A 22500-nucleotide genomic window follows, 5' to 3' on the forward strand; every position below is an offset into this window, starting at 1 on the left:
CGCAGTTACCGGGTGAAATGGCTGATGGTGGTATCGGACCCGTCATGTTTCATGATTGTTTCCGGAAGCGGCTGACCAGCATTAACCCCAGGAAATAGCTGCCGCCAAGGACAGAGACCAATGTTCCGGCTGCTATCTGTGACGGCCAGATAAGCGTTTGTCCCAGCCAGTCCGCCCATATCATCAGTACGGCGCCTGCCAGACCGGCAAAAATCAGCTGTGATTTCACTTTTTGAGCACCGCACAACGCCGCCATATGTGGCGCAATCAGACCGGTAAAGGCCAGTGGTCCGACAGTTGCTGTCACCAGTGCACACAACAGGGCAACCAGTGTCAGCATCAGCAGAGCGGTACGGCCGGTATGCAATCCGCGGGCCTGAGCAAATGTTCTGCCGATGGATATCAGCGTCAGACGGCGGCTGAGTGCCAGTATGATCACTGTCAGTCCGGCAATCACGGATGCAAAAAGTACACTTTGCTCTCCGCTGACACGATAGGTGGAACCGGACAGCCACAGCAGTATCCGGTAATTACTCAATGCCCCCTGCGCCAGAAAGAACTGCACAAAGGCTTCCAGTCCCGCCGTCAGCGCAATCCCGGTAAGGATTAATGTTGCCGGTGCAAACTGGTGCCGGCGTCCGAGTAAAAGCAGAAGTCCGAGTACCAGGGCACTGCCGGTCAGTGCTGCTCCCCAGAGGGAAGTCTGAATCATATTTCCCGTTAATACGCTTATCAGGATAAGTGCAACCGTCGCACCGGATGACACACCAAGAATATCCGGGCTTGCCAGCGGATTATAAATTAACCGTTGTAACAGGGTTCCGGCCAGCGCCAGTGCAACACCTGCTGCGGCAGCAGACAATAACCGCGGCCATCTCAGAGACCAGCGGAAAGGCTCCGGAGCCTCCCACAGGAAGCCGGTTTCCGATTGCTGAAAAAAGACCGTGGTCATCAGCCCTGCAAACAGCAGAAGTACAACAACACTCATTGCGTGCGGCAGAAAACGGGGAGAAATAACCGGTTTCAGAATAATTGTCATCTGATCCTGTGCGGTGAAACGGCGGCGGCTGAATACAATAAGTGCAGGTGCACCAATGGCGGCAGTCATCACACCGGTCGGGATCACCGTCTGCATCAGTTGCCCGAGAGCCAGAGCCAGGGTGTCAGCAAACAACAGTAAAAACGCCCCGGCAATCACGGAGAAAATCAGCTCCTGTAACGCAGTGCGTGCACCGGCAATCCGGACAAGATTCGGTGCCAGCAATCCGATAAAGCCAATCATACCGGCAGTGCTGATCACGACTGAAACCAGCCATGCGGAAAGTACCATAAACAGCAAAAATACCGGTAAAACAGATAATCCGCGTGCTTGTGCGCCCTGGTGTCCCAGCCGTAATACCGTCAGTATCCGCGGGGCGAACAGCAGAATAAACAAAACAGGCAGCAGGCGCGGCATAACACCGGTGACATTCTGCCAGCCATCCTGAGTCAGATCACCGGCTCCCCACATAAAGATATTTTGCGCAAACTGCGAATTCAGTGTAATCACCGCAGTTGCAATGGCACCGAGCAGAATATTGACCACCATACCGGAAACAATCAGTGGTAATCCTGTAATATTACGGTTTCCTGTAATCAGGATGACAAATGCAAACGCCAGCAGCGCACCTGCGGTTGCAACAGGAACGGCATAATCAGCAGACAATTCACTGAAACTGACAGATAAAATAACCAGTGCAAGCCAGGCACCGGATGATGTTCCGAGCGTCATCGGGGACGTGAGGTTATTTTGTGTCAGTTGTTGCATCAGGCTGCCGGTCAGCCCCAGCGTCGCACCCGCCAGCAATGCCATGCACAGTCTCGGCAATTGTCCGTAAAGATAAAATACAGCCGGAAACGTTTGTGCCGCTTCCGGCGTAAAAATCAGGCTGAGTTGCTGTTGCGGAGATAATCCGGGCTCAAGCTGCAAGTTAATCACTATCAGCAGAATAAACAGCAGCGGAAAGAGTATAAGGTAACGGATTTTCATGAGGCGGGCGCAATCTCCAGTAAACTATCCGTAATGGCATCCGCCATCCGCTGCAATGAACGGACACCGCCGTAATTCCAGACCGGCGCAACGCCATTGATTTTGCCTTGCTTCACAAATGGCATCGCTTGCCACAGACGGGTGTCTGCCAGTTTTTTTTCTTCCGGAAAAGGGCGAAACCAGAGAACATAGCCATCACCGGCGTCCTGTAATACATTGATCCGCCGCTGGGCGATTCCCCAGGGCTGCGCGTCCAGGGGGATTGCCGGTGTCAGGCCAAGGTTACGCAGTACATAGTTAACAGCGGAATTATCAGCCGGCAGAAAAACGGTGGTCAGCGTGGAAAAGCGAATGACAGTAACCCGGGTACCCGGCGGATAGACCGCCGCCAGTTTATTGCTCAGCTCCGTAAACCGCTGCGTTAAAGCGGCCAGTTGTTCATCCGCCTGCTGTTCTCTGCCAAAAAGTATCCCCAGCGTTTTAAGGTGACGGATAGCCACCGGAGCGGCATCATCTGCTGATGAAAAATTGGTCAGATAAACGACGGGCGCTATCTGCTCTAACAGCGGAATCAGATCTGCCTGTGATGCACCCGCCAGGATGACATCCGGCTTCAGTCCGGCAATTTTTTCGAGATTCGGTTCTGCCCGGGTTCCGGTGTCAGCCACATTTTCTGTCAGTACCGGCAGTCCGACCCACTGCCGGTAACCGCTGGTTTCTGTTGCCCCGGCAGGGGTTATCCCTAATGACAGCGTTTGTTCAAGCAGATCCCAGTCCAGCACCACGACCCGCTGCGGTATGGTTTCAAACGTGTGCCCGCCACGGTCATCATTTATTGTGACTGCCGCCAGCCCTGTTCCCGTGAACATCAAAAAAAACAGGGCGGATAACTGAATTAAACGTAATAACATCAGTTGCATACGACTGCTACTTTTCGTTGCTCCGCACCCGGATGCGGTATTAACCGGATAGCTGTTTCATATAATCCGGAAAGACGGGTTTCATCCTCCAGCAGTGCAGCATTGCCTTCAAACGCGACTTTGCCTTTTTTCAGGGCGATAATATGGGTTGCATACTGCAATGCAAGATTAAGATCATGAAGGATAACGATGATACCGGTATGCTGTGTGCGGTTTAAATCCTGCAGCAGTCTCATCAGTTGGTATTGATGATGAATATCCAGCGCGGATGTCGGTTCATCGAGGATCAGTACCGGGGATCGCTGTGCCAGTAACATGGCAACCCATGCACGCTGGCGTTCACCACCGGATAAGTTATCGGCGGGTATTTGTGCAAATTCCGTGACACCGGCACTCTCCATGGCTTGTGAGATGATAATGTTATCTTCCGGATGCCGGCGGCCAAATGTACCGCGCCAGGGAAAACGTCCCAGACTGACCAGCTCACGAACGGTCAGTCCGGCAGAAACCGGCAGTTTTTGCGGCAAAAATGCCACTTGTTGCGCCAGCTCCCGTTTGGTGTAAGCGGTGAGGTTTTTATTATTCAGCAAAATTTCCCCCTGATCCGGCCGGGTCTGACCGGCCAGCAGATCAACCAGGGTGGATTTTCCTGACCCGTTATGGCCAAGCACAACAGTCAGTTCTGTTGCCGGGATCGTCAGGGACGGGACGGATAAAATTACCCTCCCGTCACGGACAACACGGATATCATTCAGTGCAAACATAACTACCAGCTGTATTTGGTCTGAACGACAACAGAACGGGATTGGCCGTAATAACAGTAATAATCACATGCAGAAATATATTCTTTATTCAGCAGATTATTCACATTGACCTGAAGCTGCCACTGTTTGTTCAGCTTATAAATTACCGCAGCATCCCATAATGCCGCAGATGACACCGTGCGGTCACTGCTCGCCGGATTGTCTTTTGATTTACCGAGATAGCGGACACCGGAACCGAGTGTCAGTTCTCCGCTGCCGGTTACCGGCAGTGTGTAATTGATCCAGGCGGAAGCCATGTGCTCAGGGATAAGCGCAGTCTGCTTACGTCCCTGACCACCGGTATTATCTGTTTTGGCATTTGTGTAGGTATAGGATGCCTGAACATTGACATTATCAGTCAATTTCACAAATCCTTCAGCTTCTGCGCCTGTTGATGTGACTTTTCCTGTCTGCGTGGCAACAGAGGTATCCGGATTGGTAACCAGTGCATTTTTCTGTTCAATACTGAACCAGGCAATATTCAGATAACCATCGAGGAATGAAGGCGTATACTTGACGCCGGCCTCAATTTGTTCACCTTTCAGCGGTTTATACAAATCGCCGGTCGCAGGGTCGATGGTGCTCATCACTTCAAATGACTGTGAATAGCTGGTATAGGGTGATAACCCGTTATCCGCCAGATACATCAGCCCGGCATTGACACTCACCTCACCATCATTCCGGGATTTATCGTTATGAGCTGTCTGATTTTTATTCTCAGTTTTTACCTGATCATAACGCATCCCGGCAACACCAATCCATTTACCGTCCAGCTTGATTTGATACCGGGAATAGAGGCTTGCCTGAGTTTTATTTATTGTCCGGTTAATATTGTCAGCCGGATCCAGTGGTACGTATTGTCCGTAGACCGGATTCCACGGATTGATCGGACTGAATGCATAACTGTCCTGTTCATCACCTTTTGTCCGGTGATACTGAATTTCAGCCCCTGCCAGCAGGGTGTGCTCCAGACGTTCTGAATCCCACTGTCCCGTCAGGTTGTTATCGAATGTGATACTCTGGCTGTTACCGTCACGGAATACAACGCCGCGGGCGAGAGAGGTTGCAGATGTATCTGCGTTCGGAAATGCATACACACTGCGCAGCGTCAGGGAGTTATAACCATAATTCAGGCGCTGGGAGAAACGCCAGGTCGTGTCAATATCGTGTTCCAGCAGATATCCGGCGGAAAACTGTGAGCGCTTGTATTTATCATAATCCGGCTCGCCAAGATTCGCTGACGGTTTAATTTTGCCGTAAGGTGAATCGATCAGTGTACCGGCTGCAGGGAAAAACGGGTTGGTTGGTGTACCGTCATCATGCAGATACGTTGCCATCAGTGTCAGCATGGTATCGTCAGAAAGCGCCATCGCAAGTGAAGGCGCCAGATAAATTCGTTTGTTATCCGTTTTATCCAGTTCACCGTCCGCCTGTTTCATTAAACCGACTACCCGGTAACGGATATCACCATCATCGCTGGCATGACCGGCAACATCAAAACCAAATCCGCGCTGATCATTATTTCCTGCTTCAAGGAAAAATTCCCCTTTCGGGGTAAACAGCGGTTTTTTAGTCACCACGTTTACCGCACCACCGGGGGTAGATTCGCCAAACAGAACCGCAGACGCCCCTTTAACAACTTCAATTTTTTCGAAACCGTAAGGTTCAAGCAGCCAGGTATAATACCCGTCGCGGAATAAACGACTGTTATCCAGATAGGTCGCGGCATCAAAACCACGGACTTTAAACCAGTCAGTGTCATTATCCGCACCGTAAGGCTGAGCTGTTACCCCGGCGGTGTAGCGCAGTGCTTCATCCAGTTTTTGCGGTGCACGGGTTTCCAGCTCTTTTTGTGTAATAACAGAAACAGATTGCGGTGTTTCCTGTAATGCGGTGTCAACTTTCAGCGCCCCGGCACTGACAACAACAGTGTCAGAAGTATTACTGTTTGCTGTTTGTGAGTACGCAGGTACAGCACAAAGGGCAACGAAAACATGAAGTGTGATAGCCGAAGGTTTGAAATAAAAAAAATTAGCCATGGTGCCCCGGAAAGACGAATAATAACGATAATGAGTATTATTAACCATAGTTATGCTGTATGGAACTAAAATTTATACCGGTACGGAAGAAAGGGAGGAGATCATCTGCAGCAGATTTGTACTACCCCCGGGAGTCTTTGTAAGCCTCCCGATAAAGAAAAGCCCCCGGAAACAGGGGCTTTGACCAATTTGGTTTTAAAACCTGATAATCAGTGGCCGGATGTTTTTGCTTCGCGACAGGCTTCGAATAAAAACCAAACACGGCGCTCCGTTTCGTCAATCCAGTTTTCAATCAGGCTGGTTGTCGGGTAATCACCATACCCGGATGTTAATTCATGTGCTTCTCTGAATTCCGCAGCTAACTGTTTATTATCCTCGCAAAGTTCCGCGAGCATATCTAACGGTTCAACATAGTCCGCGTTGTTATCATTGATTCTTTGCATTTTTGAAATCTGGCTGACGGAACGTAATGTCATACCGCCAATTTTACGGACACGTTCAGCAATCGGATCAGTCATTGCATATAGCTGCTCACTATGCTCATCCAGCAGAAGGTGATAATCGCGAAAATGCGGACCGCTCATATGCCAGTGAAAGTTTTTTGTTTTCAGATAAATAGCGAAAATATCAGCGAGTATCGCATTCATTGCAGCGCTGATGGATTTAGTCGCTTCCGGAGATAAATCTGAAGGGGTTTTTAAGGGTCTGACCTGCAGGTCTTTAGATGTACTCATTATTTGCTCCTTAGAGTTAAAACTGTCCGGGAAAATAACTATCAGTACTTTGAATCTCTGTTCTAAACAATACTCTGCTGTCACTTTATTACAAGAAATTAATGAGAGGCAAGGGGAAGCGGACAATAGTATACCGGCGTTAATATGCCGGGTGTTATCCGGAACAAGTGTGATTGTCATGGTTTAATAAATCGGGTCACCTGAACAGCGGTGATATGCTCACCTCAGGACAACACAGGTGCTGAAAAACGCCACCGTATTGAAGAAATATTTCACATTGATATCTGCTGTAAACCGGACTTTCCTGAAAGCAAAAAAGACGAAGATTCCTCCCCGTCTTTTTACTTACAGCACCTCACATATTAAAAGCTGAAACGGTATCCGCCGTTAATCTGGTACTGATCAAACCGGTTGCCTGTTGCGCTGTCAGCTTCAGCATACAGGGTATGTTTTTTGCTGATACCGGCGCTGATGCCCAGTCCGTTGTTCCACCAGTTTCCTTTGAAGCTGTGTGCTTCGCGGGAGCCGTTGAGTTTATAGTCGGTGTTGCCCTGAAACTCTCTGACAAAACCGGTTTTCAGGTAAACGTTGATCCGGTTGTCACCGGTTGTGGTTTCATAACCGATCAGTGTACCGGCGCGTCCGATGGTGGAATCATAGCTGCTGAGGTCGATTTTCAGGCCGTTGCCGGCGTGAATACCGGCTGAGCCCTGATGGCTGTAGGTCAGCTGCGCCTGCGGTTCGATATAGAAACCATTGCCGGTCTGGCTCAGGCTGAATTTCCGGCCTGCTTCCGCTGATAAACTGACACCCGTTGAGCTGCCGTCGCCGCTGACTGTATTGTTCTGGCTGTCCGATACGCTGAATTTGTTTTTCAGCCGTGAAATTTTGGCAATACCGTCAACATAGAAACCGTTATCTGCCATATAGGTGGTGTAAAGCCCCAGATGGTATGTGCGGACAGTGCCGTCCCCGCCGCGATAGTCCGGCGAGCCCTGCGTTAAGCCCGCAAAGGTACCGATATACAGCGGCGTGTCGGGTGAGATACGTTTATCAAAGCCCAGTTGTGTGCCGCCGTAGGCCATGCCGAATCCGCTCATTTTACCGCCGGCAAAGGAATTGAATTTACCGCCGAAGCCTCTCAGCCATGCATTATTATCTCCGCCGTTCTGACGCAGGTCACCCATGCGCTGCATCAGTGTCTGAGTCTCTGCGTAGTTAATCAGATAACCCACGTTCAGGAAATTACCGCCTGCATCTGCGGTGGTGGTGATCGGTGGTTTCGGTTTTTCAGGTTCCGGCTTCGGTTTTGGTTCCGGCTCAGGATCAGGATCCGGAACTACCGGTGGCGGAACATAGGCGCCTGAGGAGTACAGTTCCCAGTTATTGCCATTCTTGCGCACATCATACAGGTAGCCGCCTAACTCGACTTCAGACGCGGAAGTGAAATTAGCTGTACCATCTGCGGTTTCCACGACGGTCAGAATTTCATTCCCGGTTGTGGCCAGGCTGCCGCGGTTTAAGACGGTTAATGAATGATCACCAGAGCTGGTACCGGTTACCACCAGTTTATCACCGGCGTTGTTGACACCATCGCCGTCACCGACAATATCGGTGCGCAGCGTGAATGCGCCGTTACCGCTGAGATTGGCGATACTCAGTGTTGAGTAACCGGTGCCGGATAACCGGTGCGATAAATCGACGGTGGTATTATTCAGTACCAGATTATCCAGGCCGGAATCATCCGTGACATTCCAGCGGCTGTTGTCCATGGTGACGTTCAGCTGCCCGCCGTTGAGGTTATCGCTGTAGGCGTTCCCGGTCCACTGTGAACCGGATGTCATATCCACATTGATCAGCCCGCCACGTGACTGAATACCGCCGTTGATCAGCATTTTGCCCGTTGCATTAATCCGGCTGGCGGCATAGCCGTCATTGTGCTGAGTGGCAATCGCTATCTGATCAGCGGTTGCCATATTAATGGTCAGGCCGCCGGTCAGATCAATCAGACTACTGGTCATGGCATAGATACCACGGGTACCGGCAGCGCCTGTCACCGAGATATTTTCACCGGTTATGACGCCGCCGCCCAGCGCCCACAATCCCAGAGCCAGACTGCCGTTACGGTCAATCGTAATATCGGTGTTTTCCAGATTGATTTTAGCACCGGAAAACTGAGCAGATGCTCCGTAAGAGCCCCCGGCAAAAATGGTATTGCGGTTATCCGCTGTGCCGGTGAAATTAATCGTCGCAGTGGTACCGTTAGTGACCAGACCACCGCCGGATTCAGAGGAAAAGTGACTACCGGCACCGATGTCGGCAGTTTCCGCCCGGACTTCAAGTGCGTTGGCGATATCACCCCGCGCAATAATTGTCAGGGCATCGGCTTTGAGTTTACCGAAGCTCCAGATGCCCTGGCCGTTGTAGCCGTTGGTCATAATTTTGCTGCCGGTACCCAGATCAACAATTGAGCCACTCTGGATGTTCATACCGTATGCACTGGATCCCTGTGCATCGATGGTCAGCCCGGTGGCGGTAAAATGCGCCGGGCCTTCAGATGATGTGCCGTTCAGTCCGGCGACATAAACCCCGGAACTGCCGCTTCCGTTAGTTTTGATTGTGCTGCCGCTGCCCAGGCGGGCATTACTGCCGTAATCATTAACGGACAGGCCGATACCACTGTCACCTTTGGTTTCAACAGAGAGGCGATCGGCGGTCAGTGAGGAGGCATTGCTGACCACCACGCCTTTTGCCATCCCGGTTCCTTCAACGTTAACACGGGTGCCGGTTCCCAGGTTGGCCTGTACTTTTTTACCGGACAGGTCAATACCAATAGCGCTTTTACCGTTTACATCCACCGATAAGCCATTGGCGCTTAATACGCTGTTATTTCCCTGAATAACCACGCCTTTGGCGTATTTGGCCATGTCTGTCACGCTAACAGTGACATTATTACCAAGGCTGATGGTTCCGGAGTTATTGTTATAAGTATTCAGAACACCATAGCGGTTTCCGGATGCATCCCCGGTATCGCCGGTGATCCGGTCGCCATCGTTAACGGTAATATTGGTACCACTCTGACTGCCGATATCCGCAGCCTGTGCAGTCTGTAAACAGACTGCGGTACTCAGGCTGAGAAGTCCGGCGGCGGCTAACCAGCCCCGGAGTGATAATGCGGTGAATTCAGAATAAGGGGATCCCTGATATCCCCTGATAAATAATTTAATTTTCATAGTATTCCTTTTCATAATTTTTATTTTCCGGAAAACATAAAAATTATGTAAATAAGATATTTTTTATTGTTATGGTTATTGATGTGAGACGAAAAACAGGATAGTTCTCCCTGATGCGTAACAACAATAATTAACAGATTTATTAACCGGTATTTACCGGCTCCTGGTGGTGTATTTTCTGAAAGAATGATGTTCCGTATTATATATACGGGTAAAAAATTCAGCAGGTGTTATATTAAATACAGTAAGTATATTAATCAGTGTTGATACCGATATTTCACTCGTGGCATTTTCATAGCGCGAGATCTGTTGTTGACTGATCCCCAGTTCTGCACCAAGATCAACACCGCTCATTCTTTTTTCTTTGCGTAACTTTCGTATCAGTGCGCCGACATCATGCAGTAATATCTGATTATTTTTCATAATAGATTCCACTCATCGGGCCATAACAGGATACAGGTGTGATATGCTTCCTTATATGACAGCGATACTGATTCAGCAGAGAGTGATATTAATTAATAGAAAAATAAAAATCGTAATATCCTGTAATAATTTATTACAAATCCGGATGTAATAATATTAATTACAGCTACTCTCCTGCCGCGTATAAATAATTATCATCTGATAATGAAATATACAAGGCATATAAAAATATAAAAAATTGTTATTAACGATCGATACGCGCTACGTGATAGGCAAAAACTATCACGACGTTATTATTGATCGGTTTTAACGATCTTTTACGTGTAATTAGTGTAAGAAAAAAACCGCATAAATTAATTGTGAAATATCATTTTTTATATTTTATTCAATGGGTTATTTTTTGTTTTTTGCATTTCACTGAAATGGTTCAGCAGGTGTTATATGTTTCGACTTTTCCGGATAGCGCCTCCGGAAGCAGTGATAGTGAATACACACATGCTTACACTTTTCTTTCCGGATTGGCCAGATCATTCCTCTGATGTTTTGTGAATTACCTATTTTTTATGTTGTTTTCAGCTTTTCATGAATGGCCGCGCAATATTATTCACCATAGGAACCGGATTAACCGGCTTTTGTGAGGTAAATAACCTGAAATACCCGTTTATCCTGCGGAAAAACAAGTGTCAGGATAGCGGATAATAGTGTTTCAGGATGTGGCTGCAGACTATTTACGGTGAGTTTTAATATTCGGCTACCGGATACCGGTAGGATAATTTTTGACGGGTATGTCAGGCAGCAACATTCAGCAGAGTTTTGCCTGTCATGATGCAGGGTAATAAAGAGGCCGGAATTATTCTGTATAGTATACCCGTGAATAAAATAGTTTTTTACTTTTCAGTCAGCCGGTAATTTTTTATATTTTCATTGTGTGGTGATACATTATTTTGAATATATTTTTCTTCAGATGAAATCTTGCGGGGTGTTTGCAGATGTTCCGGTAATGGTGTCAGTGTGGCCGTAACATACGTGACCCGGCCGACCCCGGCACTGGTTATCTTGTATCCGGCACCGGCGTTTTCTGCCTGACGGGCTATTTTGGCTTCTGCGTCAGATAATGTATCTCCCCGGGCGGTAACCGTTTGTGCAAAACCGGAAACCGAAATAAAAAGCAGAACCGGGAATGCGATTATTTTCAGAGTATTCATTATCATTATTTCCTCTGCCGGGTGAGTTACCGTAAAGAGATTAATGAGGAAACTGTACTGCGGATAAACGGTAAAAGAAAGTGCAGAAATGGCGGATGCTGTATTTTTGCATCCGCCTTATGGCAGGGAGGATTGCTGTTATTCTCCGGAGAAGGCTGCGGCAAATGCCGGGTTTAACGTCAGGCTGTCCAAATACGCTTTCATGACCGGAGAGAGGGCAATTAAGTCATGTTTGGCCAGGAACATCAGGAAATAGCCGGTATACACATCAACGGCAGTCATGGTGTTGCCGCATAAATAGGGTGCTGCCTCAGCCAGCCCGGTTTCCAGGCAGGCCATTACCCGGTCAAAGGAGCCGAACCCGGACATTTTCTGTTCTTCTTCTGTCAGTACCAGGCCCATTTCTTTGGCGGTGAAGGCGGCTTCAACAGGACCGGCGGTGAACAGGAACCAGCGGTAATAGGTGCCGCGCTCCGGAGCGTCAATCGCCGGTGCAAAGCCTTTTTCAATAAATTTGTCGGCAAGATACATGCAGATGGCGGCTGTTTCCGTGATAACACGGTCGCCGTCGGTTAATGCCGGTACTTTACCCATCGGGTTGATAGCCAGATATTCCGGGGTATGCATATCCGCACCATAATCCAGTTCCGTGCGCTGATACGGCACACCCAGAATTTTCAAAAATAAATCGACGGTATTCCCGCGTGACATTGCATTGGTATAAAGTGTCAGTCCGCTCATGATGCTCTCCTGTTGAATATGTTGAGGCATCATCATAAGTGAGGGGAGTGTCAGAATCTGTCAGGAGGGATGCAGAGGATTTCTTTTCGCCAGCGATCGAGCAGGTATTTTTTCGGGTACGGCAGTTTGTCGGTTAATACGTCACAGGATTGAATTCTGTCGAGCCGGAAATGCCGGTAGCTCTGACGTAATTCACACCAGGCGGCCAGTACCTGCACCTCTTTCATATAACCGATGGCAATCGGCCAGATAATCCGGTTGCTGGTCTGTGCCTCTTTATCCTGATAATGCAGTTTGATTTTCAGCTCTTCCCGCAGACTGCGGCGCAATTTCCCGGCAATGATATTATCAATCTGTGTCAGTTGTGAGGCGGGCACAAATAATGTGCTGTCGCTGAAAACAGCACGGGATTCATTTTTCACCACAGCATTAATTTTATTGGCCGCACGGGCAGCAGACGCTTTCAGTTCATCATCCGCATTACTCTGTACCCAGCGCAATCCCAGAATTAAGGCTTCCAGTTCATTAACATCAAATATCATCGGCGGCAGCAGTAAGCCGGATTTCATCTGATAGCCGAGACCGGCCTCACCGGTAATGTCGGCACCCTGGCAACGCAGGGTTTCAATATCCCGGTAAACGGAACGCACACTGATGTGTAATTGCGTGGCGAGGGAATCCGCTGTGACCGGATAACGGTTCTCTTTCAGGATCTGTAATAAGGTGAGTAAGCGCTGGGTGCGTGTCATAAGGTATCAGCCTGGCGTGATCGTTAATCCGGAGTCCGTAATACTGCCTGAAACGGCACTGCTTATCAGCCAGGTTTTTATTAATGTCAGCAGCATCGGGTCAGACAGTTTGGTTTTTCCGGTCAGGGCACATTCCCAGATGATTAATGTGCGTAACCCCATGCGGTGCAGTTCTGCGATATATTTTTCATCACGGATTTTATTCTCTGATAATTTTTTTTGCCAGAATTCTGTCCGGGTGGCGGGGAGACGGAATTTCTCACAATCATGCATATGCCAGAAACAGCCGTGAATAAAGATCGCCGTCCGCCATTTTGCCATCCATATATCGGGTTTTCCGGGCAACGCTGCCGGATATAGCCGGAAACGGAAGCCGTTATGATGCAACAGCTTTCTGACATGATGTTCCGGTTTGGTATCCCGGTTGCGGATGGCACGCATATTCCGGGAACGGGTTTCTTGGTCATGTACATCCATCGGATTTTCAGCCGCTGATTTCAGGAATAAACCCAGATTACCCTATTTCGCCGGGAAAATATGCGGTACGCCGCCGGAAGATTATTTTACCGGCGGTAATGCACCGGCTCGCACTAATGCTGCAGTGAGTTGTTCCGCAATCGCTTCCACAACCGTCATACAAACAGAATTACCAAACTGTTTATAAATTTGTCCCAGGGAAACGGCATCAGTAATATAATTTTCCGGAAATCCCTGAAGGTTCGCGCATTCCCGCGGGGTGAGTTTACGCGGGTTTTTACCGTCCCGCGACTGGTCAATCAGGATCTCAGAACCGTCTTTATAATAGCGGGCGCTCAGAGTGTTGGTATATTCGCTGTTTTTATCAAACAGACAATATCCGAAGCCGTTACCTTTGGCTTTATGTTCTTTTTTCCGTTTTTGATGGCCGGCCCATAATTTATCTGAGATGGTAAAACGATCTTTTTTATAGCGCACGGCATCTTCCTCCAGTGTTTTTTTGCTCTGGAGAATATCGCCGAGACGGGTGGGCTGATGAGTCGGTTCCGGCCAGGAAAATAAGGTATCAAAATCCGCATCCGGAAACTGGTCTCGATCGAAACCGATGATAAAAATACGCTCGCGGTTTTGCGGAATACCGAAATCGGCGGCACGCAGCACACGGAAATCAACCCAATAGTTCAGTTTTTGCGATAACGCGCTGCGCGTCTCCTCACTCAGCGGAATATTATCCGGTACGGTCTGTTCATACTGTCCGCGCAGAATATCGAGGATGGTCTGTAACGTCCGGCCGCCGTCATGACCGCGCAGTTGTTTGACGTTCTCCAGCAGAAACGCTTTCGGTCGTTTCTCCGTCATGATGCGCTGAACTTCGAAGAACATGGTGCCGCGGGTGTCGTTAAACCCCTGACGCGCACCTGCCTGTGAAAATGCCTGGCACGGAAAACCGCCGAGAAGAATATCGTGATCCGGAATATCTTTTGCGGCGATCCGGGTGATATCGCCGTCAGGCATCTCCCCGTAATTGGCAAAATAGGTGCGCTGGGCGAATTTATCCCACTCAGAGGTGAACACACAACGCCCCCCCTGTTGCTGAAAGGGCAGCCGGATCCCGCCGATGCCGGCAAAAAGATCGATAAAGGTGAATCTGCAATTATCCTCGGGTGACTGCCGGAAAGGGGCGTCCTCAGGGTGTTTTTTCAAAATCATCTCCGGTTCGGGAAACATCCGCCGGGCAGTGCGCCGGTTTTACCCCGGCACTATATCACTGCCCGGGGCTCCGGGAAACAGCAGCGGCAGTTATTGTGTTACTAAAAAAACGATGACTGCTATATCTTTCATTAACCCGCAATAATGAAATATCAGGTAAGGTGATTCGGTAATTTTACCGTTGTTTTCTCTGAGGGGTAAACGTGATGGCACAGTCAGTTCTGTACTTTTTGCAAACGGAAGGAAATAAGATTATCCGGCTGGATCTGCGGGATTTTTCGCAGACAGTGATTATGGGACCGGTACCCGGAATGCTCGACGGTATTGTGGCTGATACGGAAAACCGGGTTATTTACTGGACAAACATGGGAGAAGCGCCATTTACGGAAAAAGACGGTGCTGTCGGATGTTGCGGGTTGCGGGGGGAAAATCCGCAGTTACTGATACCGCCGGGTATATTTATGACCGGGAAACAACTGTTTTTACATCATTCCCGGCAGGAGTTGTACTGGTGTGATCGTGAAGGTGGTGCTGTGATGCGTTGTACAACCGCAGGCGAAAACATACAGACAATTGTCAGCAGACGTTCTGCGGGTAGCACAGTAGCGGATATTGCTGACCAGTGTGTAGGTATTGCCGTTGATACATTAAATAATGACTTGTACTGGACTCAAAAAGGGGCATCAAAAGGCGGGCAAGGCCGTATTTTCCGGTTGAGTCTGGATAAATTCAGTGATGGCAAAGAAATTAATGACGCAGATATTTCGGTGTTGTTATCCGGGTTGCCGGAACCTATCGATCTGAGCCTTGATTTACAGAACGGCAGATTATATTGGACTGACCGGGGGGCACCGCCGGATGGTAACAGCCTGAATATGGCGGATTTTAACGAATCGGGGCTGCATAATCACCGGGTTATCGCCCGGGGGTTCCGGGAAGCAATCGGTCTGGCGATGGACACAGACGATGATCTTGCGTATGTAGCTGATCTTTCCGGCTGCATTTATAAAGTGAATTTGTCAGATGGACGGAAAAAAGTTATTTATCAGCAGGGAGCCATTACCGGAATTGCGCTGGCCCGGGAATAGGAAAGCGGCATAATGGTGATGCCGCCCGGTAAATTATTTTACCGGTGCGGCCTGTTTATCCCTGCTGACCGGCAGCCGGACGGCCACTCCCATAATTATTCAGATCCTTTTAGTTTTCCCGTATCATCGAATAATGTATCCCATTGCTGGATATCATCATTGTTAAACAGGATACAGTTTTGTGTGGCAGCCTTAAGCTGTTTCATTTTATCTTTATCCAGTTCAAAGTGTTGCTTATATAAGTCTGTTTTGTAGGTTTCAATTTGAAGCTTATGCGTATATTCAGGACAAATAAGTTTTTTCCCTGACATTGAAAACAAACTGACACCTTTAATGTATAATTTTTTGTCAAATGTTCCCTGCGTGACAGGATTCCAGTCATCTTTGTTAAACATATCTGAAGTGTATTTTTTGTTGCTGATATAGTAATAATGTGTTTGAGAGTCTGAAAAACCAAGGGTATTCAGGGATAGGTGTATAATGCTGACAGATAACCCGGGAACCAGCATACAAACCAAAAAGAAAACAACCAAAGGTATGGAAATAATCATTAATGATACTTCATTTTTTTCTGGTTTAATTAATTTGTTATCGAATTGACGATAGTAAATTGATGCCGGTATAAAACAAAAGAAAGTAAATGTTAATAAAATTACTGAAAGAAAAAATGATGATACAGCGTTATCAGCAGAGACTTTGCTTAAAATCAATGACATGGGGAATGAGATTGATAATGATGATATTGACATAAAAGCAGTTGTAGCTACTGTTATTCCAATAAAATAAAATGTGTTTTTAGTCAATGATTTTCTTTTTATGTAGGTGTAGTTTATACCTATATTTATTATGGCATAAAGTAACGATGCTGAAGTTACGGTTATCCATGTTATGTCGAAAGAAACATCTTTTTTGTAACTGACATTATAGGCTGATATGGATAATAATATGGCAATAAAAGCACAGGATATGAATGTACTGACGATAGGTGTATTCTTTATGTATTTAAAGTTGTCTTTTTGGTTGAGGGTTAAATGAAGGAGGAACAGAACTAAGCTTGGCAGAATAAATGTAATACTAAATGCTGTTCCGATAAAGAACAGGGAGGCTAAAATTGAGATAAAACTGGAATAAGAAGACAGAATCTCAGGGAATATATTTATTCTTCCGATATGGCTAAGATAGAACCAAATGGTTAATCCGGAAAATAATATTAAAAATGGAGTATATTTAACCAGCAGATAGAGCGCTTGTTTAAACAGTGCAGTGAATGTATCAGACATAAGAATTCCTTATCAAATATATTCCGATAAGTTACAAAAAGGATAACCTGTGGTCAATATTTGTATGATGTGACTATATACACGCTATGTGAATGAAACGGAGACGGAGAATACGGTTATCACCGGCGGAAGGCGTACCGATAACAGCACTGTAGTCCGGTATAGCGCTCCTCTCCGGGCTTCTTTTTTTATCACCGGTTAAAAAGAAATCAATTTTGCCCCTCAATTTGATCCGCACCGCAAAGTGACGACTCAACGCCCTGAAAAATGTGATGAACATCATATTTTCACCAGTAAAAATATGACTCAGGCCACATATTCAGCCCGGGAAATAAAAACAGCGAAATTTCCTGTAAAAAGTAATTAATTGAATTAAAAGAAATATTTTTTGCTTTACACGATAAAGCGTTATTTCAGGCAAACGAGATCAGCTTCACATTCTTAAAACCGGAATGTGATCTTCGTCGCTATTTATTTAGGCGTAAATAAGCCATCTTTAAAATAAGAAAAAATCACATCAGGAGTTCGGTTTTGGATATTCATTTTGAGAGCGGGCTGTTATCCCTGAATCAGAATTTTGCCTCTCCGGAAGAAGGCATCCGCTATGCCGGTGAGTTACTGCAAAAATCAGGTGCCTGTACCCCTGATTATATTGAGGAAATGATCCGCGTATATCATGAGTTCGGGCCGGTGATTGTGCTGGATACCGGGGTGGCGATGCCGCATGCGAGACCGGAAAAAGGGGCATTAAAAACTGCGTTCTCCGTGGTGGTGACCGGTACACCACTGGTGTTTCATCATGAGGAATTTGATCCGGTCAATGTCATTATTGCTATCAGCGCGACAGATTCAGATACCCATATTCATCTGATTCAGACCGTGGCTGATCTGATTGAAAATAATATTACTGAGTTTGTAAAAGAGAATAACAAAGAACAGATTTTACAGTTTATCCGGACGTCGATAGAGAGGACAGCATGATTAAAATAAGAACAGTGTGCGGCAATGGTATCGGCAGCTCATTAATGGCCGCCAATAACGTGAAAAAAATTTGTGAGGAGATGGGCATAAAAGCCGATGTGGCTTCAGTGGATTTTGCCAATGCCGTGGGTGAGAAAGCGGATCTGTATGTCACGATTAAAGAGCTGGCATCACAATTTCCGCCGCAGTGTGAAGTTGCCGTGATCCGCAGTTATGTGCATAAAGCTAAAATTGCGGAAGATATTAAAGACGCTTTACTGAAACTGAGTCAGTCCTGATAGTTCATTCTTGTTACAGGAATTAAATTATGGCTTATATTCTCTCATTCCTGACTGAGATATTCAGTCAGCCTGCCTTTCTTATGGGGATTATCTCCCTGGTGGGGTTACTGGCATTACGGTCACCGGTCAATAAATTATTAACCGGGACATTAAAACCGATCCTCGGTTATTTAATGCTGAGTGCAGGTGCCGGCGTTATTGTGGCAAACCTGAATCCGCTCGGTGGTATTATTGAAGCCGGTTTTAATATCCGGGGCGTTATTCCGAATAACGAAGCGATTGTGTCTGTTGCCCAGAAGTTACTGGGCGTGGAAACCATGAGTATTTTATTACTCGGCTTTATTTTCAACCTGGCGATTGCCCGTTTTACCAAATATAAATATATCTTTTTAACCGGTCACCACTCTTTCTTTTTAGCCTGCTTATTCTCGGCGGTATTACAGGCCGCGCATTTCAAAGGCTGGGAAATGGTGATTATCGGCGGTTTCCTGCTGGGTGCCTGGTCTGCTATTTCACCGGCAATCGGGCAGCGTTATACCAAGCGCGTAACGGAAGACGGCGGTATTGCCATGGGGCACTTTGGTTCCCTCGGTTATTACCTGTCGGCCTGGATTGCGGCAAAAACCGGTAAAGCGGAAAACTCATTTGCGGATACTGAAATCTCCGAAAAATGGGGCTTCCTGCGCGATACCACTGTAACGACCGGTATTGTGATGGTGGTGATTTATCTGGTGTGCAGCATCGTTGCCGGTTCCGCTTATATCAGCACCATCACTGAGCAGAATATGGTGATCTTCTCTATCCTGACCGGTCTGCAGTTCGCGGTGGGTGTGGCGATTGTTTACAGCGGCGTGCGCTTAATCCTGGGTGATCTGGTGCCTGCGTTCCAGGGTATCAGCCAGAAACTGATCCCGAACTCGATTCCGGCGGTCGACTGTGCTGTCTTCTTTACCTTCAGCCCGACAGCAGTGGTGATCGGCTTTATCAGCTCCTTTATCGGCGGGCTTGTCGGCATGCTGATGCTGGGCGGTCTGGGGATGGCGCTGATTATCCCGGGCATGGTGCCGCACTTCTTCTGCGGCGGTACATCCGGTGTATTTGCGGACAAACTGGGCGGCAAAAAGGGCTGTATTATCGCCTCCTTTATCGGCGGTATTTTCCTCGCCTTCTTACCGGCCATGCTGTTACCGGCGCTGGGCAACCTGGGCTTCGAAAACAGTACCTTTGCAGACTTTGACTTCGCGGTGTGGGGCATTGTTATCGGTGAAGCCTTTACCCACTTCGGTCAGATTGCGATTTACCTGATTTGTTTTGTTCTGGTTCTGGCATTACTGGCGCCGTTTGCCTTTAAATCCGTCAAAGTGGTGGGTGATACCCTGAGCTATGACGAATTAATGGAAAAAGACCGCGCACATAAGTAAACATGATACTGACGAAAGGTTTTAAGGAGTTGTTATGGCAGTAATTTCTGTCGGTTTATCCTGCTTCGACCAGTTCTTCTTTCTTAACCGCTGGCCGGAGGAGAACAGCAAAAATTTCTCCGGCGATTTTATTGAAAGCGGTGGCGGACCCTGTGCCAATGCGGCATGGTTACTGGGATTGTGGGGAGAGGATATTTATTTTACCGGACACCTTAACCACGATATCTATGGCCAGAAAATTATTGATGAGTTTCATGATGTGGGTGTGAATACCGATTACGTTATTTTTAACGATGAAATGATCACACCGCTGGCATCTGTATTAGTGAATCAGTTAAATGGCTCCCGGACAATTATTACGCGCAAACTGGTCTCTCCGCCGCGTATGACATTTGAAGAAAAACTGAAAATTGATGAGCTGATTGCCCGCCTGACACAGGAGGATAAAGGGGAAGTCATCACGGTATTAATTGATGGTCATGAACCGGAGCTGAGTGAATATATTCTTACCCGTCTGCCTGATGCCCGCGTCGTGATGGACGCGGGGTCACTGCGGGAAAGCAATTTAAATCTGGCGAAATATACCGATTATCTGGTCGCCAGTGAAAACTTTGCCCGTGATCTGATTGAGATTGATAAATTCACCACTGATATTCAGTTAAAAACGGCATTAACGGAACTGAATAAACTGGCCCGGGGTGAGGCATTTATTACGCTGGGTGAGAAAGGCTGTGCGTATCTGCAAAACGGAATGCTGACAATATCACCGGCATTTATCTGTAATGCCATTGATACAACCGGTGCCGGTGATATATTTCATGGCGCATTTACGTACGGGGTTCATTATAACTGGCATATTGAGAATATTATTTTATTTGCCAGTCTGTCAGCAGCCATCTCAATTGAGAAAAAAGGGGTGCGCGAATCAATGCCGGATTTGGCGGATGTCCATAATGCGGTGAATAAATACGAAAGAAATCTGAAACACTATTTTGATTAATACTGGTTTTTGATTAAATTCCAGTTATACGCCAACAAGGGGAAATCCGATGTTAGTTTCGATGGAGAATATGCTCAATCGTGCCTTTGCACGCCAGTACGCCGTCGGTCAGTTTAATATTAATAACCTGGAGTGGACCGGTACGGTATTAAAAGTTGCACAGCAACTGCGTTCCCCGGTTATTTTAGGTGTCTCCGGCGGAACCATAAAACATATGCTCGGGCTGAAATGTATTCACGATATTGTGGTGAATGCGATGGAGTTTCTGGAAATAGATGTGCCGGTGGCACTGCATCTGGATCACGGCCAGTCTTATGAAGCCTGCGAAGCGGCTATTAAAGCCGGTTTCAGCTCCGTGATGTTCGACGGTTCACATATGCCGTTTGCCGAAAACCTGGCAATCACCAAACGCCTGGTGACTTACGCGCACCGCCGTGGTGTGTCTGTGGAGGCAGAGCTGGGCACCATCGCGGGCAGTGAAGACGGAATTGTGAATTCTCACGTGATTTATGCGGACCCGGCAGAGTGTCAGACGCTGGTGGAAGAAACCGGTGTGGATTGCCTGGCAGCGGCGCTCGGCTCGACACACGGGCTGTATAAAGGCAAGGCGAAGCTCGGTTTTGCGGAAATGCAGCATATCGCGCAGCTGGTGAAAGTGCCGCTGGTACTGCACGGCGGAACCGGTATTTCGGATGAGGATATGAAGAAAGCCATTTCACTCGGTACGGCGAAAATCAACGTTAATACGGAAAATATGTATGCGTGGTGCCTGTCTGTGAAAGAGCAGTTTGAACAGCAGGGCGCGCATGATATCAACGACCCGCGCAAAGTGATTATGAAAGGATTGCAGCCGGTTGCGGAGCGGGTGGAAGAGCGTATGCGCCTGTTCGGCTCTGCCGGGCAGTCTCTGTAACCCCGTCAGATCCTGCGGTGGCCGCCGCTCAGGCGGTCACCGGGGATTGGGTCAGATAATCTTTGGCATTATTAATAATGGCCTGTGAAATCCGCTGTAATGTGCCGGATTCCGGCTGGTAACGGTGCCAGTAAAGCTGTTTTTGCTGCACCAGTTCCGGCACCAGATTAATCATCCGTCCGGATTCAAGCTCATGTTTAATCTGATGTTCCGCAATCATACAGCAGGCGGAGTTTTGCAGTACCAGCTGAATATAGGCCTCTGATGACGGTACAATATGGCTGTTCAGGCTTCCCGGTGTTAAACGGAAATACTCCTGCAAAAAGATATGGTGCATATCTGATGAGTGGTTAAATGACACCACCGGTGCCCGCAGCAGGGTCTCTTTGGTCACTCCTTTGCTGAAATATTTTTCCGCAAAAGCCGGGCTGGAGACAAAAATATAATCCATCGCTCCAAGATAATCACAGGTTCCGCCGACAGCAGGCAGCGGCTGCATACTGATTGCGCCGACCGCCTCCCCTTTGAGCAGATAGTCGAGTGTCCGGCTCTCATCATCCACTTTAATATCCAGACGAATGGCGCGATCATCCAGGATCGGCTTGATAGCGGATAAAAACCAGGTCGCAAGGGAGTCGGCGTTAATGGAGATCGGGATAGTGACCACGTGGTTACCGCTTTCATTATCAAACGCATCATGTTCAATTAAATCAACGTGGTACAGAAGACCCAGCAGCTTTTGCCCGAGCTCGGTCGGCTTTGGCGGCACGGTGCGTGTCAGCAGCAGGGAACCGACCTGATTTTCCAGCTGTTTTACCCGCTGGGACACCGCAGACTGAGTGATAAAGAGTTTCGCTGAGGCTTTCTCGAATCCCTGCTCTTTGATAATCAGATCCAGCAATCTCAGTGATTTATAATCGACATTCTTCATGGAAACCCTGCGGTGGTGGTGAAAAGTACGGCTATTCTACACG

The 22500-nt window shown here is 47.7% G+C and carries 20 protein-coding genes; 6 read left to right on the top strand and 14 right to left on the bottom strand.

Features of this window, described 5'->3' with window-relative positions; translation table 11 throughout:
• Positions 1-49 precede the first annotated feature (49 nt).
• From fhuB to U868_RS0105645, 12 genes are all read right to left on the bottom strand, one after another.
• Entirely contained in the window at positions 50-2029 is a 1980-nt protein-coding gene (gene fhuB / locus U868_RS0105585; protein ID WP_025152424.1) for a Fe(3+)-hydroxamate ABC transporter permease FhuB, read from the bottom strand.
• Complete coding sequence (locus U868_RS0105590) at positions 2026-2898, bottom strand: iron-siderophore ABC transporter substrate-binding protein (protein WP_029990741.1); 873 nt, start codon at positions 2896-2898, stop codon at positions 2026-2028. Before U868_RS0105590 ends, fhuB begins: the two co-directional genes overlap by 4 nt.
• Positions 2899-2939: 41 nt before the next feature.
• Positions 2940-3713 carry an ABC transporter ATP-binding protein gene (locus tag U868_RS0105595; RefSeq protein WP_025152426.1) on the bottom strand — a complete coding sequence of 258 codons (774 nt, stop codon included), beginning with the start codon at positions 3711-3713 and terminating at the stop codon, positions 2940-2942.
• A 2-nt stretch (positions 3714-3715) separates the two neighbouring features.
• A complete protein-coding gene (locus U868_RS0105600; protein ID WP_025152427.1) occupies positions 3716-5791 on the bottom strand; it encodes a TonB-dependent siderophore receptor in 2076 nt (691 codons plus the stop codon).
• Between the two features lie 209 nt (positions 5792-6000).
• Entirely contained in the window at positions 6001-6525 is a 525-nt protein-coding gene (locus U868_RS0105605) for a Dps family protein (protein ID WP_025152428.1), read from the bottom strand.
• 362 nt (positions 6526-6887) lie between these two features.
• A complete protein-coding gene (locus U868_RS0105615) occupies positions 6888-9758 on the bottom strand; it encodes an autotransporter outer membrane beta-barrel domain-containing protein (RefSeq protein WP_025152429.1) in 2871 nt (956 codons plus the stop codon).
• 153 nt (positions 9759-9911) lie between these two features.
• Complete coding sequence (locus U868_RS0105620) at positions 9912-10181, bottom strand: helix-turn-helix domain-containing protein (protein WP_025152430.1); 270 nt, start codon at positions 10179-10181, stop codon at positions 9912-9914.
• Positions 10182-11068: 887 nt separating this feature from the next.
• A complete protein-coding gene (locus U868_RS26320; protein ID WP_025152431.1) occupies positions 11069-11386 on the bottom strand; it encodes a DUF1471 domain-containing protein in 318 nt (105 codons plus the stop codon).
• A gap of 138 nt (positions 11387-11524) precedes the next feature.
• Positions 11525-12127: a glutathione S-transferase family protein gene (locus U868_RS0105630; protein ID WP_025152432.1), complete on the bottom strand. Its 603-nt coding sequence runs from the start codon at positions 12125-12127 to the stop codon at positions 11525-11527.
• A 50-nt stretch (positions 12128-12177) separates the two neighbouring features.
• Complete coding sequence (locus U868_RS0105635) at positions 12178-12876, bottom strand: helix-turn-helix transcriptional regulator (RefSeq protein WP_025152433.1); 699 nt, start codon at positions 12874-12876, stop codon at positions 12178-12180.
• Positions 12877-12882: 6 nt separating this feature from the next.
• Positions 12883-13353: a very short patch repair endonuclease gene (locus U868_RS0105640; protein WP_025152434.1), complete on the bottom strand. Its 471-nt coding sequence runs from the start codon at positions 13351-13353 to the stop codon at positions 12883-12885.
• An 81-nt stretch (positions 13354-13434) separates the two neighbouring features.
• Positions 13435-14556: a DNA cytosine methyltransferase gene (locus U868_RS0105645; RefSeq protein ID WP_025152435.1), complete on the bottom strand. Its 1122-nt coding sequence runs from the start codon at positions 14554-14556 to the stop codon at positions 13435-13437.
• A 212-nt stretch (positions 14557-14768) separates the two neighbouring features.
• Here U868_RS0105645 and U868_RS0105655 point away from each other — a divergent pair, with 212 nt between their 5' ends.
• On the top strand, positions 14769-15650 hold the full coding sequence (locus U868_RS0105655; protein ID WP_051583024.1) for a hypothetical protein: 882 nt from the start codon (positions 14769-14771) through the stop codon (positions 15648-15650).
• A 95-nt stretch (positions 15651-15745) separates the two neighbouring features.
• On the opposite strand, the gene U868_RS0105660 is transcribed toward U868_RS0105655, so the two are convergent.
• The gene (locus tag U868_RS0105660; protein ID WP_025152437.1) at positions 15746-16930 is read right to left on the bottom strand and encodes a hypothetical protein; all 1185 of its coding nucleotides are present in this window, start codon (positions 16928-16930) and stop codon (positions 15746-15748) included.
• A 531-nt stretch (positions 16931-17461) separates the two neighbouring features.
• On the opposite strand from U868_RS0105660, the gene U868_RS0105665 reads away from it, so the two are divergent.
• The 5 genes from U868_RS0105665 to fba are packed head-to-tail and all read left to right on the top strand — an operon-like array spanning position 17462 to position 21526.
• Complete coding sequence (locus U868_RS0105665) at positions 17462-17911, top strand: PTS sugar transporter subunit IIA (RefSeq protein ID WP_004234684.1); 450 nt, start codon at positions 17462-17464, stop codon at positions 17909-17911.
• Entirely contained in the window at positions 17908-18189 is a 282-nt protein-coding gene (locus U868_RS0105670) for a PTS sugar transporter subunit IIB (protein WP_004234686.1), read from the top strand. The genes U868_RS0105665 and U868_RS0105670 overlap by 4 nt, the downstream gene beginning before the upstream one ends.
• Before the next feature lie 29 nt (positions 18190-18218).
• Positions 18219-19613: a PTS ascorbate transporter subunit IIC gene (locus U868_RS0105675; protein WP_025152438.1), complete on the top strand. Its 1395-nt coding sequence runs from the start codon at positions 18219-18221 to the stop codon at positions 19611-19613.
• 34 nt (positions 19614-19647) lie between these two features.
• Positions 19648-20613, top strand: a complete 966-nt coding sequence (locus U868_RS0105680; RefSeq protein ID WP_025152439.1) for a carbohydrate kinase family protein — start codon at positions 19648-19650, stop codon at positions 20611-20613.
• A 49-nt stretch (positions 20614-20662) separates the two neighbouring features.
• A complete protein-coding gene (gene fba / locus U868_RS0105685; RefSeq protein WP_025152440.1) occupies positions 20663-21526 on the top strand; it encodes a class II fructose-1,6-bisphosphate aldolase in 864 nt (287 codons plus the stop codon).
• A gap of 28 nt (positions 21527-21554) precedes the next feature.
• Here fba and U868_RS0105690 read toward each other — a convergent pair whose 3' ends face one another.
• The gene (locus tag U868_RS0105690; protein ID WP_025152441.1) at positions 21555-22457 is read right to left on the bottom strand and encodes a LysR family transcriptional regulator ArgP; all 903 of its coding nucleotides are present in this window, start codon (positions 22455-22457) and stop codon (positions 21555-21557) included.
• Positions 22458-22500: the final 43 nt, after the last annotated feature.

The organism is Morganella morganii H1r (assembly GCF_000633515.1).
In the GTDB taxonomy this organism is placed as follows: Bacteria; Pseudomonadota; Gammaproteobacteria; order Enterobacterales; family Enterobacteriaceae; genus Morganella; species Morganella morganii_B.